We start from the raw sequence: 15,850 nt of genomic DNA, 5'->3' as shown, positions 1-15,850 counted from the left end.
CCGCGCATTTCCGAACGGAAATGCCTCTTCCTGGATTGCCCTAGATCGTCACCAGTCGCTTGCCACGATTGGCCATCAGCGTCGTCGCTCCCGTCAGCATGGCACGCATCGCGGCCATATCCTGGTGGCGGCCATTGACCGAAAGGCGCGGCAGCGCATGCAGATGTCCGGCATGGGCAGGTACCAACACGCCGTGCCGGGTGGTCACTGCCGAGAGATAACCTGCCTCACGCGCAAGATGGGTTTCCCGCATGCCGGCGGCAGCGGCATAACCATAGGGATAGGCGAAATGGTGCGGCGCCTCGCCCAACTCGGCCTCGATCAGGCTGCGGGAGCGGTGCATTTCACGCAGCGCCTTGTCGGCGTCGAGCCGCTTCAGGTTGTAGTGGTGCACGGTATGTGCGCCGATGGTGACGAGCGGGTGGCTTGCCGCTTGCCTGATTTCGGCCCAGTCCATCAAGAGTTCGCGGTTCGGGGCGGAGGCATCGACGCCGACCTGTTCGGCCAGACCTCTCAGGATCTGCCGCTGCTTTTCCTCCTGAACGTCGCAAGTGAGAAAGGCCGACAGCTCCGCGAATGCCGCCCTGCGCTCCTGCGCGGTGGCGCAGCCGAATGTACGCTCCTCTCCTGAAATCGTAGCCATCAGCGGCTTGCCCGCCTCGACGACCTCGTCGAGCACCTCCCACCACAAATCGGCATCGCCCGACGTGAGACCCGGCGCGACATAGACGGTGATGGGCGCGCCGTGGCTTTCGAGAACGGGCAAGGCTTCGGTGAGATTGTCACGGTAGGCGTCGTCGGCGGTGAGGACTGCGAACGGCCCTTCCCTGCGACCGGAGCGCAGGCGAGCCACGGCTTCATCCATGGACACGAAGGCATAGCCGAGACGCTTCATCTCGCCGACAAGCAGGTCGAGGAACTCGGGCGTTATCGCCAGATGACGGTTGGGGCTGTCGGGACGCTTCAGCAAGGTGGTCACCCTGTGCAACATCAGAATGACGCCGACGCTGCCGACCAGCGGCCTGGCGAGCGCGCCCAATCCACCATAGCCGATCAGCAGGAAAGCAAGCTTCCGGGCTGTGTCGATCATTCCTTCACCTTTGGTGGTTAGGCTTGGCCGCATCACGCCGAGGCAATGCACATTCACCAAATGCATAGACGGCAAGGATTGAAGTATGGTTGACGCCACCCTTTCGCGCGAAAGCAACACCGTGTTGCATCCGACGGCAGCCGCCGCGGAGACGACGACTGTTGCGGTTGCCCCGGTCTCGCTGGAGGTGTTTGCCACTTACGCGAACTTCGCCCGGAAGTCCGTCTTTGCACCGGCGCAGAGCCCGGAATGGGTTACCGGTTGGGCCGAAGCCGCCAAGGCCGACATGGTTGTCGCCACCATGCGGTCGCGGGATCGGCCTGTGATGTCGTTGGCCCTCGAAATCTGCAGGCAGGGACCTTTCCGCGTTGCCCGCTTTGCCGGCGGCAAGCATGCCAACGGTAATTTTCCCGCTGCCGACGTGCAATGGCTGGCGCAGGCAAACCTGGCCGATCTGCAGAAGATCGTCGCAGCCATCAAGGCGGCGCGATCGGACATCGACATTCTGACGCTCGAACGCCTGGCCACCGACTTCGACGGCCTGCCCAATCCACTGCTCAAGCTGCCATCGTCGCAAAGCCCCAACGTGGCTCTGGCGGTCGATCTCGACGGCGGTTTCGAGGCAGTGCTTGGCCGCACCAGCGGTAAGCGCAAACGCAAGCGCCATCGCAGCCAGGCGCGCAAATACGAGGCGATCGGCGGGGCAAGACGCCTATTGGCCACGACCGAAGCCGAAGTGAACGCCATGCTCGATGCCTTCTTCGCCATGAAGGAACAGCGCTTCGGCGCGATGGGCATCACCGACGTTTTCGGCCCAGCCGAGGTCCGCAGCTTTTTCCGCCGTCTGTTTGCGGATGCGCTTGGCCAGGACAAGCCGGCCTTCGTGCTGCACGGGCTGGAGGTTGCCGGCAAATACCGCGCCGTCACCGGCTCAAGCCGTGCCGGCAGCCGGCTGGTCTGCGAGTTTGGGGCGATCGCCGACGACGAAATCGCCTATGCCAGTCCCGGCGAATATCTGTTTTTCGACAACATCGAGGAAGCCTGCGAACAAGGTTTCGGCATCTACGATTTCAGCGTCGGCGACGAGCCCTACAAGCGCCAGTGGTGCGATCTCGAAATACGCCAGGCAGATGTTTTCGTGCCACTTACGGCCAAGGGCCACATCTATGCCGCCGGCCTCAAGGCAAGCTCGCGCGTCAAGGCGGCGATCAAGAGCAATGCCGCGGCATGGGCCTTCATCAAGCGCCTGCGCACCGGAGCGCGCGGCAAAGCCGCAGCACCGGCCGAAGACGATTGAGCCTAAAACGTTTCCGCTTTTCTTCGAAACGCGGAAACCCTTTATCTCTTTGTTTTGCGCAATTCCGGGCGGAAAACCGCTGCGCACTTTTCCTGAAATTGTTCTAGGCCGCCGAGCGGGTTGGTTGCGGCGTGGTCGGCAGGTCGTGGCCGATAGGCGTGACCAGGATGACATCCTCATAACCACCGGCGCGAAGGCCTGCCGCAGCATCGGCAACCTGCTCGTCATGTTCGAGGAAACTGACCAGCACCTCGGTGCCGTCGCCGACCAGGCGATGAATTTCATCGGCATCGGCCGGCCCGCACTCGACCACCACGAGGTCATAGGCCGTCGTCAGCGACTGCATGATGATCGGCAGGCGGTCGGCCGCGCGCATGGCGCGTGCCGGATCGGCGGTGCCGATCGGCATGACATCGCAGTCCGAATAATGGTCGGCGCGGATGACATCGGTGAACTGCGCCTCTGCGGCGAGCAGATTGGTGATGCCAGGATAACGGCCGCCGTCGAGCATGGGCCGCGAGGCAGCGCCTGAGGCGGTCAGGTCGAGCAGCAGCACCCTAAGGCCGACATCCGCCACCTCGCGCGCCACCAGTACCGCCGTGGCTGCAGCCTCGTCGCCTTCGGGTGAAACGAAGATGGCACGGGCGGCACCGCTGGTGATCAACTTTTCTGCAGCGAATTCGATACCTATGCCGACATGGCCTGCAGTCGCGGCAACGGGCTCAGCCTGGTCGTTGGCATAGGCAGGCACCTCCCCGAGATCGTGGTGAGCCAGGGCCTCGACAGGCTCTTCCTCAGAATGCCATGCCTGCGGCAGCGCTTCGTCGGGAAGGCTGGCAGCGCGCCGCGCCGGCATCGCCACCTGGGCAACCGGGACGACGCGCGAGCCGGCAGCCGGACGCATGGCGCGGCCGGAGAACAACTCCTGCAGAAGCGTGACGATGGCCATGAGCAGCAAGGAACCGACGAAGGCAGCACCCACGATCGGCACGACCTTGGGGAAATATGGCTCCGATGGCACGTTGGCGCGCGAGAAGACACGGGCGTCGACCGGCAGGTAGTTGCGGTCCTGACGCGAGGTCGCCTCGCGGTAGCGGGTGAGATAGGATTCAAGCAGTGCGCGCTGGGCCGCGGCCTCGCGTTCCAAAGCCCGAAGCTCGACCTCCTGCTCGGAAGCGCGGGCTGATTCGACTTTCAGCGTGTTCAGGTCGGCGACGAGCTGCTGTTCGCGCAAGGAGGCGGTGCTCGCCTCGTTGACCAGACCGGTCAAGACCTTCTCGGCCTGCGACCTGATCTGAGCATTGAGATCGGCAAGTTGCGAGTTCAGCGCCTTGATGCGCGGGTGATTGGGCAGGAGGGTCGTCGACAGTTCGGCAATATCGTTGCGCAGTTGAACCTGCCGTTCGCGCAGCCGCTGGATCAGACCCGACGACAGCACCTCAGGCATCGCATCGATCGAGCCGCCCTGCTTCAGCGCCTGGCGCACGCCCTGGGCATTGGCTTCGGCCGCCGAACGGTTGGCGCGAACGCGCGACAACTCGCTCGACAGCTCGGAAAGCTGCTGGGTGGACAGGACCGAATTGTTCTGGCCGACCAGCAGGTCCGACTCGGCGCGGAAGGCGGCAACCTTGCTCTCTGCGTCCTTCACTCGCTTGGTGAGGTCGGCGATCTCAGGCTTCAGCCAATCCGTCGCCTCGGTGTTCGACTCGAGCTTGGCGCCGCGCTGAAACTCCATATAAACGTCGGCGATGGCGTTGGGCACATCGGCGGCGAGCTTGGGGTCCTGGGACGAGAACTGGATGACGATGACGCGCGACTTCTCGACACGATAGACATTCAGGTTTTCGCGAAACGCCTTGAGGACACGCTCCTCAGGCGGCAATTCATTTGGATCGCTCTTCAGGCCGACGAGCACGAGCAGACGCGACAGCGTCGACATCTTGGCTGCCGGATCGAACTCAGGACGGCTGGCAAGATCGAGCTTCTTGGCGACCTGCTTGAGAATGTCTGTCGAGCCGACGAGTTCGACCTGGCTGGTCACCCCCTCCTCGTCCAGATTGGAGCGATCGGTTTCGGTGTTGCCGTCGGGCCGCGTAAACACCGACTCGCGCGTCTCGATCAGAAGCCGTGTCTCGGCCTTGTAATATCGCGTCGCCATCGAGGCGAAGACGAATGCAAGCGCCGTCACAACGACCGCAACGACAACCAAACGCACCCAGTCCCTGAGGAGACTGGCAAAGAGCTGGCCGAGATCGACATCGACATCACCGGTGGTGGACTGAACGCCTGACATGCATTCCTACTCCGAGGCTGAGCGGTTGCACGGTAAACAAACATGGTAACCCAGGCGTTAAGATTGCCGGGCAAGTTGCAGAGCCGAAGTTGAGTTGGGTGCGCAGCCTTTACCGGGCATTAACCCTAACAAGACGATAACTGAGGCGAACCAGTCGCCCGAAGCGGCGGCAAGCAGCCGAGACGCGTCGCCCGATATGAAAAGCTTCTCTCCAGTCCGTCATGCGCTCGTCGCCGTCATGCTCGTCGCAGCCGGCTGCTCGAGCTACAAGCCTGCTCCCGCCGCCTTCCACGAAGCGCTGGACCAGCCCTATCGTCTCGGCGCAGGCGACCGCATCCGTGTCACGGTGTTCGAGCAGGAAGGCCTGACCAACACCTACAGCGTCGACCAGTCCGGCTACATCTCAGTCCCGCTCGTCGGCGCCGTGCCGGCGCGTGGCCAGACGGCCCAGCAGGTCGAGGCAGCGCTGGCCGCAAAGCTGCGCCAGGGCTTCCTGCGTGATCCCGACGTGTCGGTCGAAGTCGACCGCTACCGCCCGATCTTCGTGATGGGCGAAGTCGGCGCCGCCGGGCAATATTCCTATGTGCCGGGCCTCACCGTGCAGAAGGCCATCGCGATGGCCGGCGGGTTCAGCGCCCGCGCCAACCAGGCCAATGTCGACATCACCCGCGACATCAACGGCAAGGTGATGACCGGCCGCGTGGTCACCAGCGACCCGCTGCTGCCCGGCGACACGATCTATATCCGCGAACGGCTGTTCTAAGACGCCGTGCTCCAGATCCCACCCCGCAAGCTCCGGATCGTTCACTGCTTCAGGTCGCCGGTCGGCGGCATCTTCAGGCATGTGCGAGACTTGACCGAGGCCCAGGTGGCCGCCGGCCATTCGGTCGGCCTCATCTGCGATTCAACCACCGGCGGCGAACACGAAGAGCGCCTGTTCGAGGCGATCCGCCCGATGCTGACACTCGGCATCCGGCGCACCTCCATGCAGCGCCATATCGGCCCCGGCGACATCGCCTCGGGTTGGCGCACCTACAGGATCATCAAGGAATTGCAGCCGGACGTGCTGCACGGGCACGGCGCCAAGGGTGGCGTCTATGCGCGTGCGTTCGGCTCACTGTTGCGGGTTTCAAGGTCTCGCGTGGCCCGCTTCTACTCGCCGCATGGCGGCAGTCTGCACTATGACGAGCGGACGTCGACCGGAAAACTGTTCTTTGGGCTGGAACGCCTGATGGAGCGGTTCACCGATCACCTGCTGTTCGTCTCCGATTACGAGCGGCGCACCTTCGTGCGCAAGGTGGGCGCTCCCCTGGTGCCCGACAGCCTGGTCTACAACGGGCTGCGCGACAGCGAGTTCGAGCCCGTTCCTGCAAATGAAAATGCCGCCGACTTTCTCTATATCGGCATGATGCGCGACCTGAAGGGGCCCGACCTCTTCATCGACGCGCTGGCTTCGATCCGCGACAAGGTTGCCGGAAACGTTTCCGCCGCCATGGTCGGCGCCGGCGACGACCTGCCCCGCTACCGCCAGCAGGTCGAACGGCTAGGACTTGCGGGTCAGGTCCGCTTTCACGATCCGATGCCGGCCCGCCAGGCCTTTGCCCTCGCCAGATGCGTGGTGGTACCGTCGCGCGCCGAGGCCATGCCTTACATCGTGCTGGAGGCACTTGCCGCCGGCAAGCCGATGGTGGCGACGTCAGTGGGCGGCATCCCCGAGATTCTCGGCGACAAATCCCCGGCACTGGTCATGCCCGACAGGGACCAGATCGCGGCCAAGATGACGGAAGTCCTGAGCGCACCGGCAGCCTATGCCGCAAGGCTTCCCAACACGGACGAGCTCAAATCCCGCTTCAGCGCCAGGGTCATGGCCGCCGATGTCGAAGGCGCTTATCTTTCCGTGCTCGCGCCGGTTGCGGCCTGATCCCGCTCAAGGGTTTCTTAGGCCATCTGTGTTAGGCCAGTCCTGCTAGACAGGGCTGCCTAAGGGCAGATCGATGACGATGACCGAAAAAGATCCAGCGCATCGCTTCACCGCCGAAGCGGTCAAGGCCGCCAGCGACGACGGCAAGAAGGAAGGCGTGGCCTCGCTGAGCAAGGTCGCCCAGGAAGTGGCGGCGCAGTACCGGCGCGACACCATGTCCCCGGTCATGGTCAGCGGCGGGGTGCGGCTGATCGAATTCGGGCTGCTGCTCGCGTCAGGCTTCCTCATCTACATCTATTATCTCGGCTTCCTCGGCCACCTCGGCTGGCAATACCCCGTCGTCATCCTGACCGCGTCGCTGGCAACGGTGATTTTCCTCGAAATCGCTGACTGCTATCAGTTGCAATCGCTGCTGAAGCCTGGCTCCGCCCTCGGACGGGCGCTGCTGTGCTGGGTTGGCACCTTCGCCATGATGGCCGTTGCCGCCTTCTTCATGAAAGTATCCGAGGACTTTTCGCGCCTGATCTTCGGCGCGTGGTTTGCCGCAGGTATCGTGCTTCTGGTGGGTCTTCGCCTCCTTGTCGCGCGCGTCATCAGACGCTGGGCGCGCAACGGGCGTATGGAGCGCCGCGCCGTCATCGTCGGCGGCGGCCAGGCAGCCGAAGTGCTGATCCGCTCGATCGAGCAGCAGCCGTTCAACGACATCCGAATCTGCGGCATCTTCGACGACCGCGACAACCGCCGCTCACCGCCTATCGTCGCCGGCTATCCCAAGCTCGGCACGGTGTCGGAGCTGCTCGAGTTCGCCCGCATCGCCCGCATCGACATGCTGATCGTATCGCTGCCGCTGACGGCTGAGACCCGGGTGCTGCAGTTGCTGAAGAAACTCTGGGTGCTGCCTGTCGACATCCGGCTTTCAGCGCATTCCAACCAGCTGCAGTTCCGGCCGCGCGCATACTCCTTCATCGGCGCGGTGCCGATGCTCGACATCTTCGACAAACCGATCAACGACTGGGATTCGGTTGCCAAGCGCGCCTTCGACATCCTCTTCAGCCTGCTTGGCATCGTCGCCTTCTCGCCGGTCATGCTGGCGACCGCTATTGCCATCAAGCTCGACAGCAAGGGTCCGGTGCTGTTCAAGCAGAAGCGCCACGGCTTCAACAACGAGGTCATCGAGGTCTACAAGTTCCGCTCGATGTATGCGGACCAGTCCGATCCGACCGCCCGCAAGTCTGTGACCAAGAACGACCCGCGCGTCACCCGCGTCGGCCGCTTCATCCGCAAGACCTCAATCGACGAGCTGCCGCAGTTCTTCAATTCGCTGTTCGGCAGCCTGTCGCTGGTCGGGCCGCGTCCGCATGCGGTGGCGGCGCAGTCGCACAACCTGCTCTACAACGAGGTGGTCGACGGCTATTTCGCCCGCCACAAGGTCAAGCCAGGCGTCACCGGCTGGGCGCAGATCAATGGCTGGCGCGGCGAGATGGACACCGACGAGAAAATCCGTAAGCGCACCGAACTCGACCTCTATTACATCGAGAACTGGTCGCTCTGGTTCGACATCAAAATCCTGTTCCTGACGCCGATCCGGCTGCTCAACACGGAAAACGCCTATTGAGCGCGATCGCTTATGAGCTGCCGCGAGCGGCCGTCAACGCCAAGCTGATCAGCCTGATCTCGACGGGTGCGATTGCCCTTGGCGTGCTGCTGTCCGGCTTCGTCATCCGCGAGCCGGCGCCTTACGAAATCTACATGGCCGTCCTGATCGCCATCTGGGCGCTGTTTGGCCTGCGTATACCGGGCGCCATCGCGCCGCTGGTCGTTCTGCTCGTCACCTTCAATATCGGCGGCATGATTTCCATGACGCAGATGGAAAACCTGATGAGCACGCCGCTCTACCTGGCGGTGTCGCTGTTCCTCGCCTTCACGGCCATCTTCTTCGCCGCGGTCACCGCCGCCGACCCCAGGCTCTATCGCGTCATCTTCCTGTCGTGGATGACGGCGGCCGTAGTGACGTCGCTGCTCGGCATTCTCGGCTATTTCGGCGCGGTGCCGGGCGCGGACATGTTCACCAAGTTCGGGCGCGCCGCCGGCGCCTTCCAGGATCCGAACGTGTTCGGCCCCTATCTCACCTTGCCTGGTGTCTACCTGCTCTATCGCGTCCTGACCGGCAACCCGGCCAAGATGGCATTCTATGCAGTGCCGCTGCTGATCGTCACCGGCGGCATATTCCTGTCTTTCTCGCGCGGCGCATGGGGCCTGTTCGGCGCTTCAGCGATCCTGCTGACCGGCTTCCTCTTCCTGCAGAGCAACAGCGGCAGGTTCCGGCTGCGTGTGGTCATCATGAGCATCGCCGCTGTCGCATTGCTCGCAGTGGCACTGCTGATCGTCCTGCAGATCCCCAGCATCGGCGAGCTGTTCACGACGCGCGCCAAGCTGGTGCAGGACTATGACGGCGCACGCGTCGGCCGTTTTGCCCGCTATGGCATCGGTTTCATGCTCGCCACCGAAAATCCCTTCGGCATCGGCCCGCTCGTTTTCGGCCAGATCTATGGAGAGGACACCCACAACATCTGGCTCAAGGCCCTGATGGATTATGGCTGGCTGGGTTTCGCGTCGTGGCTGACCATGATCGTGTGGACCGTGGCGGCAGGCTTCCGCATCCTTTTGCGTGACCGGCCGTGGCAGCCCTACCTGCTCTCTGCCTATGTCGTCCTCATCGGCCATATCGCACTCGGCTCCGTGATCGACACGGACCACTGGCGCCATTTCTACCTGCTGCTCGGCCTGATCTGGGGCGCGATTGCGCTTGAGACCCGCCATCAGCACAGGCTCGCCCGGCAGGTTGCCTGAGTCTCCGTCGCGCGCGGCCATTGCTCACATCCCGTCCGTTTTGTGAACGGTCCGGCACCGATTTGCCGGCTCACATCGCCGTGACCGTTTTGTGAATCAGAGTGACTGTCCCACCCATGGTAATTCGAAAGATAGGCGCCTATCTAAAACCTGTAAGCGAACAGACGGAATAAAAATCCGGTCGCGCTAACGACCGATGAAAGGAATACTAACATGAAGAAGATCATCCTTGCCGCTGCAGCCATCACCATGATGTCAGGAGCCGCTTTTGCATCTTCTACTGACGGTGTAATTGGCAAATTTAATGCCGACACCCGCGTCATTACTCTCGAAAACGGCAACAGCTACACCGTACCGCGTGACGTTGCTATGCCCTCGATCCGAACTGGCGAGAAGGTCTCGATCCAGCTCAACGGCGAAGGCGACCGCGTGACGGGCGTGCTGAAGTCGCTGTAACGGCTATCAAGCCTCTCTTTCCAGACAGTCTCCCTAACCTCCCAAGTCAAGGGGCCGTGGAACCTCCCACCCCCGGCTCCCAACTACCCGGCACGGATAGACAACTCGCCCCGCAAGGAGCGGGAAAGGTCGAACTCGTGCCGGCATCCCCCAAGAAAGGCGAACAGCAAGACGGCCCATGGCGCCAGGACCTGCCGCAAAGCGGAGGCGAAGCGACCAGACAAAAGACAGCCGCCGCTGTTCGAAAATGAAAGGTACTTTGACATGAAGAAGATCATCCTTGCTGCCACGGCCCTCGCTCTTATGTCGGGCGCCGCCCTGGCTTCGTCCGCCGACGGCATCGTCGCCAAATACAACAGCGATGTCCGCGTCATCACGCTCGAGAATGGCCAGAGCTACACCATCCCGCGCGACGTGGCCGTGCCGTCGATTTCGGCCGGCGAGAAGGTAACGATCCTGCTCAACGGCGAAGGCGACCGCGTCACCACCGTCCTGAAGTCGATGTAAGCCAACCATTTCTCCCCAACGGCAATCGCCCTCCCACGATTGCTGCCCCCCAGAGCGCGTGATGCCTGAACAAGCGACGTCCGCGCTCGACCAAACGAAAGGAATACCAAAATGAAGAAGCTCATCCTCGCCGCTTCGGCCCTCGCCATGATGTCTGGTGCAGCGCTTGCCTCCAACGATGGCATCGTCGCCAAGTACAACAGCGAGGCCCGGGTCATCACCCTCGACAACGGCAAGAGCTACACGGTCCCGCGTGATGTTGCCGTGCCGTCGATCTCGACCGGCGAGAAGGTAACGATCCTGCTCAACGGCGAAGGCGACCGTGTCACCACCGTCCTGAAGTCGCTGTAAGCCATCCGTTTCTTCCCGACGACGATCGCCCTCCCACGATCGTCGCCCCCAGAGCGCGTGACGCCTGAACAAGCGATGTCCGCGCTCCACCAAACAAAGGACTACCAAAATGAAGAAGCTCATCCTCGCTGCCTCAGCCCTCGCCCTGATGTCGGGCGCTGCCCTGGCGTCATCGACCGACGGCACCGTTGCCAAGTACAACAGCGACGTCCGCGTCATCACCCTCGACAACGGCCAGAGCTATACCATTCCGCGTGACGTGGCGGTGCCCTCGATCCAGAACGGCGAGAAGGTATCGATCCAGCTCAACAGCGACGGCGACCGTGTTACGGGCGTTTTGAAGTCGCTCTGATCAACGCCGACCGGCGCAACGCCGGTGACACCGACAAGAAACGCCACGGGGCCTCTCCGTGGCGTTTTTTTAATTCATGCCCCACGGAACATCGCCCCGTTCCCCTCCGGATTCGCCTTTGCACTCCGGTTTGGTTGCATCGCAGCAATCACAATAAAGCGTGAATGAGTTGTGTATCGAGTTTACCGAACAGCATGTAACCATTCGCCCAGCCGCCCGTTTATTTATCGTCAAGCAATGGAAACAATGACCCAACGCTTCGAAGATAAGCAAACAGGAGAAGTACGATGAGAAAGTTTGTTCTTGCAGCCGCCGCTCTCGCCCTTATGTCGGGTGCAGCCATGGCCTCGGAAGTCGACGGTGTCGTCGCCAAGTTCAACCCGCATACCCGCGTCATCACGCTCAAGGACGGCGAAAGCTACACCATCCCGATGGACGTTGCGATCCCGACCAACATTGCCGCCGGCAAGAAGGTGGCGATCTCTGAGCACGATAATGGCGCCAAGATCGACTACGTTCTTGTAGGCCACGCAATGTGATGCCAGGCGACGCGCCGAAGGCGCGCCTTGCCACACCAACAACGCCACGGACGCCCTCCCCGTCCGTGGCGTTCTCTATTTGAGATACCAGCGTTTCAAAGAAGACAGGCCGACATGGCGGCGGCTCTAGCCGCCCGCTCAAGTCGGATTTTCATCAGGAAGAAATCAGGGGAAGGGAAAAATGGTCGGAGTGGCCGGATTCGAACCGACGACCCCTTGACCCCCAGTCAAGTGCGCTACCGGGCTGCGCTACACTCCGGACCGGCCGCGATCTACCTTGATTATGACGTCGCGGTCAACCCAATTCGGCAGCTTTTCCGCCAATCTTGTTCATTGTCGAAACCGGCCTGCGGACAAAGGCCAGGAGCGCTGCGGAAGGCCGCCTCAGCGCACCTGATCGAGCAGGCGCTTGCACTCGAGAAGGTCGAAAAGAGCCTCCTGCAGCAACGCCCTATTGTCGCGCGAAAGCTTGCCCGAATCGGCGGGAACAGGCCCTTCGTCGTCCCCCTTGCCGAGACCGAAGAAACGCCGGCTGGGCTTGGCCCGCGCCTCGCCCACCAGCATTTCCTCGTCGGTGCGCGGCTGGGCGGCCGGGGTGAGCGGCGCTTCGGCTGCCTTGCGCTGGGCAATAGCCTCAACAGCCTTCATGTCGCCGTTGCCGATGGCGACGAGGAACTGGTTGCCATTGTCGCGCAACAGCTTCTGCACGCCCTTGATGGTGTAGCCCTGCTCGTAGAGCATGTGGCGGATGCCCTTGATCAGCTCGACATCCTGCGGGCGATAGTAGCGCCGGCCGCCGCCGCGCTTCATCGGCTTGATCTGGGTGAAACGGGTTTCCCAGAAGCGCAGCACATGCTGCGGCAAGTCCAGATCTTCGGCCACTTCGCTGATGGTGCGGAAGGCGTCGGGGCTCTTGTCCATGGTCGCCACTTTCGCAAACGATTCGTGATTCATTTCAGCGGTTTGCGCAAAAACATTCAAGCCCGGCGCTGCGGAAGCGCCAGGCTGTCAACTGGATAGCATCAGAAACTGCTACTTGCCGCCCTTGGCCTTGGGCCCCTGGTGCGCCCGCAGGATACGGCTTTTCAGCACGTTGGATGCCTTGAACGTCATCACCCGGCGCGGCAGGATCGGCACTTCCTCGCCGGTCTTGGGGTTGCGACCGATACGCTCATTCTTGTCCCGGACATGAAAGGTGGCGAAGGACGACAGTTTCACTGTCTCACCGCGAACAATTGCCTCACAAATCTCGTCAAGAACCGTTTCCACGAGCTGTGCCGACTCGGTACGTGAAAGGCCGACTTTCCGATAAACGGACTCGGCGAGGTCGGCACGCGTAAGTGTCTTTCCCCCCATGCGACGGTCCAATCCCCAAAAACAACGATTTAGCAAACGCGCCGGAGGTTAAGTCGTTGAAACGTCAAGGTCAAGGACCGATGCCATGACCTTCGGGTAGGCGTCAATTTGAGGCGCTTGCGCCCCAAATCACCAGCGGACGAGCACTGCACCCCAGGTGAAGCCGCCGCCCATGGCCTCAAGCATAACAAGGTCGCCCTTCTTGATGCGTCCATCAGCCACCGCAACCGAAAGTGCGAGGGGAACCGACGCCGCCGAAGTGTTGCCGTGCATATGGACGGTGACCACGGCCTTTTCGTCGGCAATGCCGAGCTTCTTGGCCGAGGCGTCGATGATGCGCTTGTTGGCCTGATGCGGAACGAACCAGTCCAGCGTCTCGGCGGAGACGCCGGTCTGGGAGAAAACGTCCTCGATCACGTCGGTGATCATGCCCACGGCATGCTTGAAGACCTCGCGGCCTTCCATCTTCAGATGGCCGACAGTGCCTGTCGTCGACGGGCCGCCGTCGACATAAAGCTTGTCCTTGTGGACGCCGTCCGAGCGCAAGCTGGCCGCCAGCACGCCACGGTCGGCGATGGTGCCCTCGCCCTGCTCGGCCTCGAGCACCAGCGCACCGGCGCCATCGCCGAACAGCACGCAGGTGGAGCGATCGCTCCAGTCGAGGATGCGCGAGAAGGTTTCGGCGCCGATGACCAGCACGCGCTTGGCCAAGCCGCCCTTGATGTAGAGGTCGGCCGTGGTGACGGCATAGACGAAGCCGCTGCACACCGCCTGCATGTCGAAGGCGAAGCCATGGCGCATGCCGAGCCGGTTCTGGATCTCGACGGCGGTGGCCGGGAAGGTGTTGTTGGGCGTGGAGGTGGCGAGTACGATCAGGTCGATGTCGTCGGGCGTCAGGCCGGCATTTTCGAGCGCGGCACGCGCCGCAGCCTCGCCCAGCGATGCCGTCGTTTCGTCATCGGCAGCAATGTGGCGCTGGCGGATGCCCGTGCGCTGGGCGATCCACTCGTCCGAGGTCTCGACCATGCCTTCAAAATCTGCGTTCTTCATGATGCGGCGGGGCAGCGCCGAACCAATGCCGCGCACAACTGATCTGATCACGTTGAAAAAATCCTATTCCTGATCTTCGACCGCAGCGGTGGGACGGCCCATCGCGGCATGCGGGTTGCGTGCGTGAAACAGATCGAGATCTGCCTCGATGCGGTCGAGCAGCCGGTTGCGCACCATATCATAGGCCATTTCGATGGCCGCGGCGAAACCATCCTCGTCGGCGCCGCCATGGCTTTTCACCACGATGCCGTTCAGGCCGAGGAACACGCCGCCATTGGCGCGACGCACGTCCATCTTTTCGCGCAGGCGGTCGAAAGCGCCCTTGGCGAAGATGTAGCCGATCTTGGCCATCAGTGTCCGGCTCATCGCCTCGCGCAGGTAGCCGGCGATCTGCCGCGCCGTGCCTTCGGCGGTCTTGAGCGCGATGTTGCCGGAGAAGCCTTCGGTCACGACGACGTCGGTGACGCCCTTGCCGATGTCGTCGCCTTCGACGAAGCCCTGGTAGCTCATCGAAGCCATGTTGGCCTCACGTAGCATGCGCCCGGCTTCCTTGACCTCTTCCTGGCCCTTGATCTCTTCGACCCCGACATTGAGCAGGCCGACGGTCGGCCGCTCGACGCCGAACAGGGCGCGCGCCATGCCCGTGCCGAGGATGGCGAAATCGATGAGCTGATGCGCGTCGGCACCGATGGTGGCACCTACGTCGAGCACGACGCTCTCGCCGCGTGTCGTCGGCCAAAGGGCCGCAATCGCGGGACGGTCGATGGTCGCCATAGTGCGCAGGCAGAACTTGGACATCGCCATCAGCGCGCCGGTGTTGCCGGCGGAAACGCAGGCGTCAGCGGTTCCCGACTTGACCGCCTCGATGGCCTTCCACATCGACGACTTCCAGCGGCCATGGCGCAGGGCCTGGCTCGGCTTGTCGTCCATGCGCACGGAAACCTCGCAGTGCACGAACTCGCTGACCGCGGCCAGCCTCGGCTGCTTGGCGAGTTCGGGACGGACCAGTTCCTCGCGGCCATAGATGATGAAGCGAATGTCGCTGCGCCTGATGGCAACCTTGGCCAGCGCGGGAATGATCACGGAAGGTCCGTGGTCGCCGCCCATGGCATCAATGGAAATCTTGATCACGCGTCGGTCATCTCACTGTTGGCGTAGGGGCACGCAAAAGTCCGGCGAAAATAGCGGTTTTGAATGACCGCACAACCGGGATTACGCGAAACGCGGGCCGTTTTCAAAGCTTCTTGGATATAAGACGAAGCTTTTTCTGGAATTCGCTCTCGACCGGCTCGATATCGTCGCCGGCGGTCGCCACGGAAGCGCCCGTCTTGCGCGGATAGGGATCGATCGCCAGGCCGAAGAATTCCTCTGCCAGCGCGCCGGCATCGATCGTGTCGCCGGTGAAGGTTTCCGGACTGTCCGGCCCCTCGGCGTCGAGCAGGATCTCGCCTGCGGCATTGAACCCGTGCCTAGCAAGCTTCGAATCCTCAGGCAGGAACACGCCCTCTACCTCTTCGTCGATCACGGCCTCGACCGGATCGAGGGTGACGATGCAGGCCTGGGTGATCCGGGCCTCGACGCGGCCGCGAACCTTGACGCCGTTGCGCTTCCATTTGGTGACGAGCAGTTCGGCATGGTAGCGCTCGACGGAGAGAAGATCGTGCTCTTCGGCAAGTGCGGCGCGCTGCGCCTCAGTTGCTTCGACGATGACGGTCGTGCCCTTTTGCGGCAGGCGTGCGACGTTGACCGGGAAGGACACCGGGCTCTTGATTTCGACATGGTGCATGG

At 62.5% G+C, this 15,850-nt stretch carries 17 protein-coding genes and 1 tRNA gene; 10 read left to right on the top strand and 8 right to left on the bottom strand.

The window, feature by feature from the left end; genetic code table 11:
- Positions 1-40: 40 nt before the first annotated feature.
- A complete protein-coding gene (locus B015_RS0109140) occupies positions 41-1,090 on the bottom strand; it encodes a polysaccharide deacetylase family protein (protein WP_018427387.1) in 1,050 nt (349 codons plus the stop codon).
- Positions 1,091-1,175: 85 nt separating this feature from the next.
- Between B015_RS0109140 and B015_RS0109135 the strand changes: the two genes are divergently transcribed.
- Positions 1,176-2,387, top strand: a complete 1,212-nt coding sequence (locus B015_RS0109135; RefSeq protein ID WP_018427386.1) for a GNAT family N-acetyltransferase — start codon at positions 1,176-1,178, stop codon at positions 2,385-2,387.
- A 103-nt stretch (positions 2,388-2,490) separates the two neighbouring features.
- Here B015_RS0109135 and B015_RS0109130 read toward each other — a convergent pair whose 3' ends face one another.
- The gene (locus B015_RS0109130) at positions 2,491-4,680 is read right to left on the bottom strand and encodes an exopolysaccharide transport family protein (RefSeq protein ID WP_018427385.1); all 2,190 of its coding nucleotides are present in this window, start codon (positions 4,678-4,680) and stop codon (positions 2,491-2,493) included.
- Between the two features lie 196 nt (positions 4,681-4,876).
- On the opposite strand from B015_RS0109130, the gene B015_RS0109125 reads away from it, so the two are divergent.
- From B015_RS0109125 to B015_RS0109085, 9 genes are all read left to right on the top strand, one after another.
- Positions 4,877-5,443 carry a polysaccharide biosynthesis/export family protein gene (locus B015_RS0109125; protein WP_018427384.1) on the top strand — a complete coding sequence of 189 codons (567 nt, stop codon included), beginning with the start codon at positions 4,877-4,879 and terminating at the stop codon, positions 5,441-5,443.
- Between the two features lie 36 nt (positions 5,444-5,479).
- Complete coding sequence (locus B015_RS0109120; protein ID WP_280657812.1) at positions 5,480-6,601, top strand: glycosyltransferase family 4 protein; 1,122 nt, start codon at positions 5,480-5,482, stop codon at positions 6,599-6,601.
- 79 nt (positions 6,602-6,680) lie between these two features.
- Positions 6,681-8,216, top strand: a complete 1,536-nt coding sequence (locus B015_RS0109115) for an undecaprenyl-phosphate glucose phosphotransferase (RefSeq protein ID WP_026227061.1) — start codon at positions 6,681-6,683, stop codon at positions 8,214-8,216.
- A complete protein-coding gene (locus B015_RS0109110) occupies positions 8,213-9,451 on the top strand; it encodes an O-antigen ligase family protein (RefSeq protein ID WP_018427381.1) in 1,239 nt (412 codons plus the stop codon). Before B015_RS0109115 ends, B015_RS0109110 begins: the two co-directional genes overlap by 4 nt.
- Positions 9,452-9,664: 213 nt before the next feature.
- Positions 9,665-9,907 carry a DUF1344 domain-containing protein gene (locus B015_RS0109105; RefSeq protein ID WP_018427380.1) on the top strand — a complete coding sequence of 81 codons (243 nt, stop codon included), beginning with the start codon at positions 9,665-9,667 and terminating at the stop codon, positions 9,905-9,907.
- 264 nt (positions 9,908-10,171) lie between these two features.
- Positions 10,172-10,414, top strand: a complete 243-nt coding sequence (locus tag B015_RS0109100; protein ID WP_018427379.1) for a DUF1344 domain-containing protein — start codon at positions 10,172-10,174, stop codon at positions 10,412-10,414.
- Positions 10,415-10,525: 111 nt separating this feature from the next.
- Positions 10,526-10,765 (top strand): DUF1344 domain-containing protein, encoded by a 240-nt coding sequence (locus B015_RS0109095; RefSeq protein ID WP_018427378.1) that lies wholly within the window; start codon positions 10,526-10,528, stop codon positions 10,763-10,765.
- Positions 10,766-10,874: 109 nt separating this feature from the next.
- Positions 10,875-11,117 carry a DUF1344 domain-containing protein gene (locus B015_RS30680; RefSeq protein ID WP_018427377.1) on the top strand — a complete coding sequence of 81 codons (243 nt, stop codon included), beginning with the start codon at positions 10,875-10,877 and terminating at the stop codon, positions 11,115-11,117.
- Between the two features lie 287 nt (positions 11,118-11,404).
- The gene (locus B015_RS0109085; RefSeq protein WP_157632703.1) at positions 11,405-11,656 is read left to right on the top strand and encodes a DUF1344 domain-containing protein; all 252 of its coding nucleotides are present in this window, start codon (positions 11,405-11,407) and stop codon (positions 11,654-11,656) included.
- Positions 11,657-11,838: 182 nt separating this feature from the next.
- Here the strand turns inward: B015_RS0109085 and B015_RS0109080 are convergent.
- The 6 genes from B015_RS0109080 to B015_RS0109055 all read right to left on the bottom strand — a co-directional run bounded on the left by B015_RS0109080 (position 11,839) and on the right by B015_RS0109055 (position 15,848).
- Positions 11,839-11,915, bottom strand: a tRNA-Pro gene (locus tag B015_RS0109080).
- A gap of 125 nt (positions 11,916-12,040) precedes the next feature.
- The gene (locus B015_RS0109075; protein WP_026227060.1) at positions 12,041-12,577 is read right to left on the bottom strand and encodes a MerR family transcriptional regulator; all 537 of its coding nucleotides are present in this window, start codon (positions 12,575-12,577) and stop codon (positions 12,041-12,043) included.
- Between the two features lie 111 nt (positions 12,578-12,688).
- On the bottom strand, positions 12,689-13,012 hold the full coding sequence (locus tag B015_RS0109070) for an integration host factor subunit alpha (RefSeq protein WP_018427374.1): 324 nt from the start codon (positions 13,010-13,012) through the stop codon (positions 12,689-12,691).
- Positions 13,013-13,141: 129 nt separating this feature from the next.
- The gene (locus tag B015_RS0109065) at positions 13,142-14,113 is read right to left on the bottom strand and encodes a beta-ketoacyl-ACP synthase III (protein WP_026227059.1); all 972 of its coding nucleotides are present in this window, start codon (positions 14,111-14,113) and stop codon (positions 13,142-13,144) included.
- Between the two features lie 12 nt (positions 14,114-14,125).
- Positions 14,126-15,193 carry a phosphate acyltransferase PlsX gene (gene plsX, locus B015_RS0109060; RefSeq protein WP_018427372.1) on the bottom strand — a complete coding sequence of 356 codons (1,068 nt, stop codon included), beginning with the start codon at positions 15,191-15,193 and terminating at the stop codon, positions 14,126-14,128.
- Between the two features lie 103 nt (positions 15,194-15,296).
- Positions 15,297-15,848, bottom strand: a complete 552-nt coding sequence (locus tag B015_RS0109055) for a DUF177 domain-containing protein (RefSeq protein ID WP_018427371.1) — start codon at positions 15,846-15,848, stop codon at positions 15,297-15,299.
- Between the last annotated feature and the right edge of the window lie 2 nt (positions 15,849-15,850).

This window comes from Hoeflea sp. 108, from assembly GCF_000372965.1.
Taxonomy (GTDB): domain Bacteria; phylum Pseudomonadota; class Alphaproteobacteria; order Rhizobiales; family Rhizobiaceae; genus Aminobacter.
The sequence above is the reverse complement of the archived record's forward strand: the minus strand, read 5'-3'. Positions and strand labels throughout refer to the sequence as shown.

Coding starts and splice junctions, on each gene's coding strand:
- B015_RS0109125 (WP_018427384.1), top strand. CDS start 4,877: ATGAAAAGCTTCTCTCCAGTCCGTCATGCGCTCGTCGCCGTCATGCTC.
- B015_RS0109085 (WP_157632703.1), top strand. CDS start 11,405: ATGAGAAAGTTTGTTCTTGCAGCCGCCGCTCTCGCCCTTATGTCGGGT.
- B015_RS0109130 (WP_018427385.1), bottom strand. CDS start 4,680: ATGTCAGGCGTTCAGTCCACCACCGGTGATGTCGATGTCGATCTCGGC.
- B015_RS0109135 (WP_018427386.1), top strand. CDS start 1,176: ATGGTTGACGCCACCCTTTCGCGCGAAAGCAACACCGTGTTGCATCCG.
- B015_RS30680 (WP_018427377.1), top strand. CDS start 10,875: ATGAAGAAGCTCATCCTCGCTGCCTCAGCCCTCGCCCTGATGTCGGGC.
- B015_RS0109140 (WP_018427387.1), bottom strand. CDS start 1,090: ATGATCGACACAGCCCGGAAGCTTGCTTTCCTGCTGATCGGCTATGGT.
- B015_RS0109100 (WP_018427379.1), top strand. CDS start 10,172: ATGAAGAAGATCATCCTTGCTGCCACGGCCCTCGCTCTTATGTCGGGC.
- B015_RS0109105 (WP_018427380.1), top strand. CDS start 9,665: ATGAAGAAGATCATCCTTGCCGCTGCAGCCATCACCATGATGTCAGGA.
- B015_RS0109070 (WP_018427374.1), bottom strand. CDS start 13,012: ATGGGGGGAAAGACACTTACGCGTGCCGACCTCGCCGAGTCCGTTTAT.
- B015_RS0109095 (WP_018427378.1), top strand. CDS start 10,526: ATGAAGAAGCTCATCCTCGCCGCTTCGGCCCTCGCCATGATGTCTGGT.
- B015_RS0109075 (WP_026227060.1), bottom strand. CDS start 12,577: ATGGACAAGAGCCCCGACGCCTTCCGCACCATCAGCGAAGTGGCCGAA.
- B015_RS0109055 (WP_018427371.1), bottom strand. CDS start 15,848: ATGCACCATGTCGAAATCAAGAGCCCGGTGTCCTTCCCGGTCAACGTC.
- B015_RS0109115 (WP_026227061.1), top strand. CDS start 6,681: ATGACCGAAAAAGATCCAGCGCATCGCTTCACCGCCGAAGCGGTCAAG.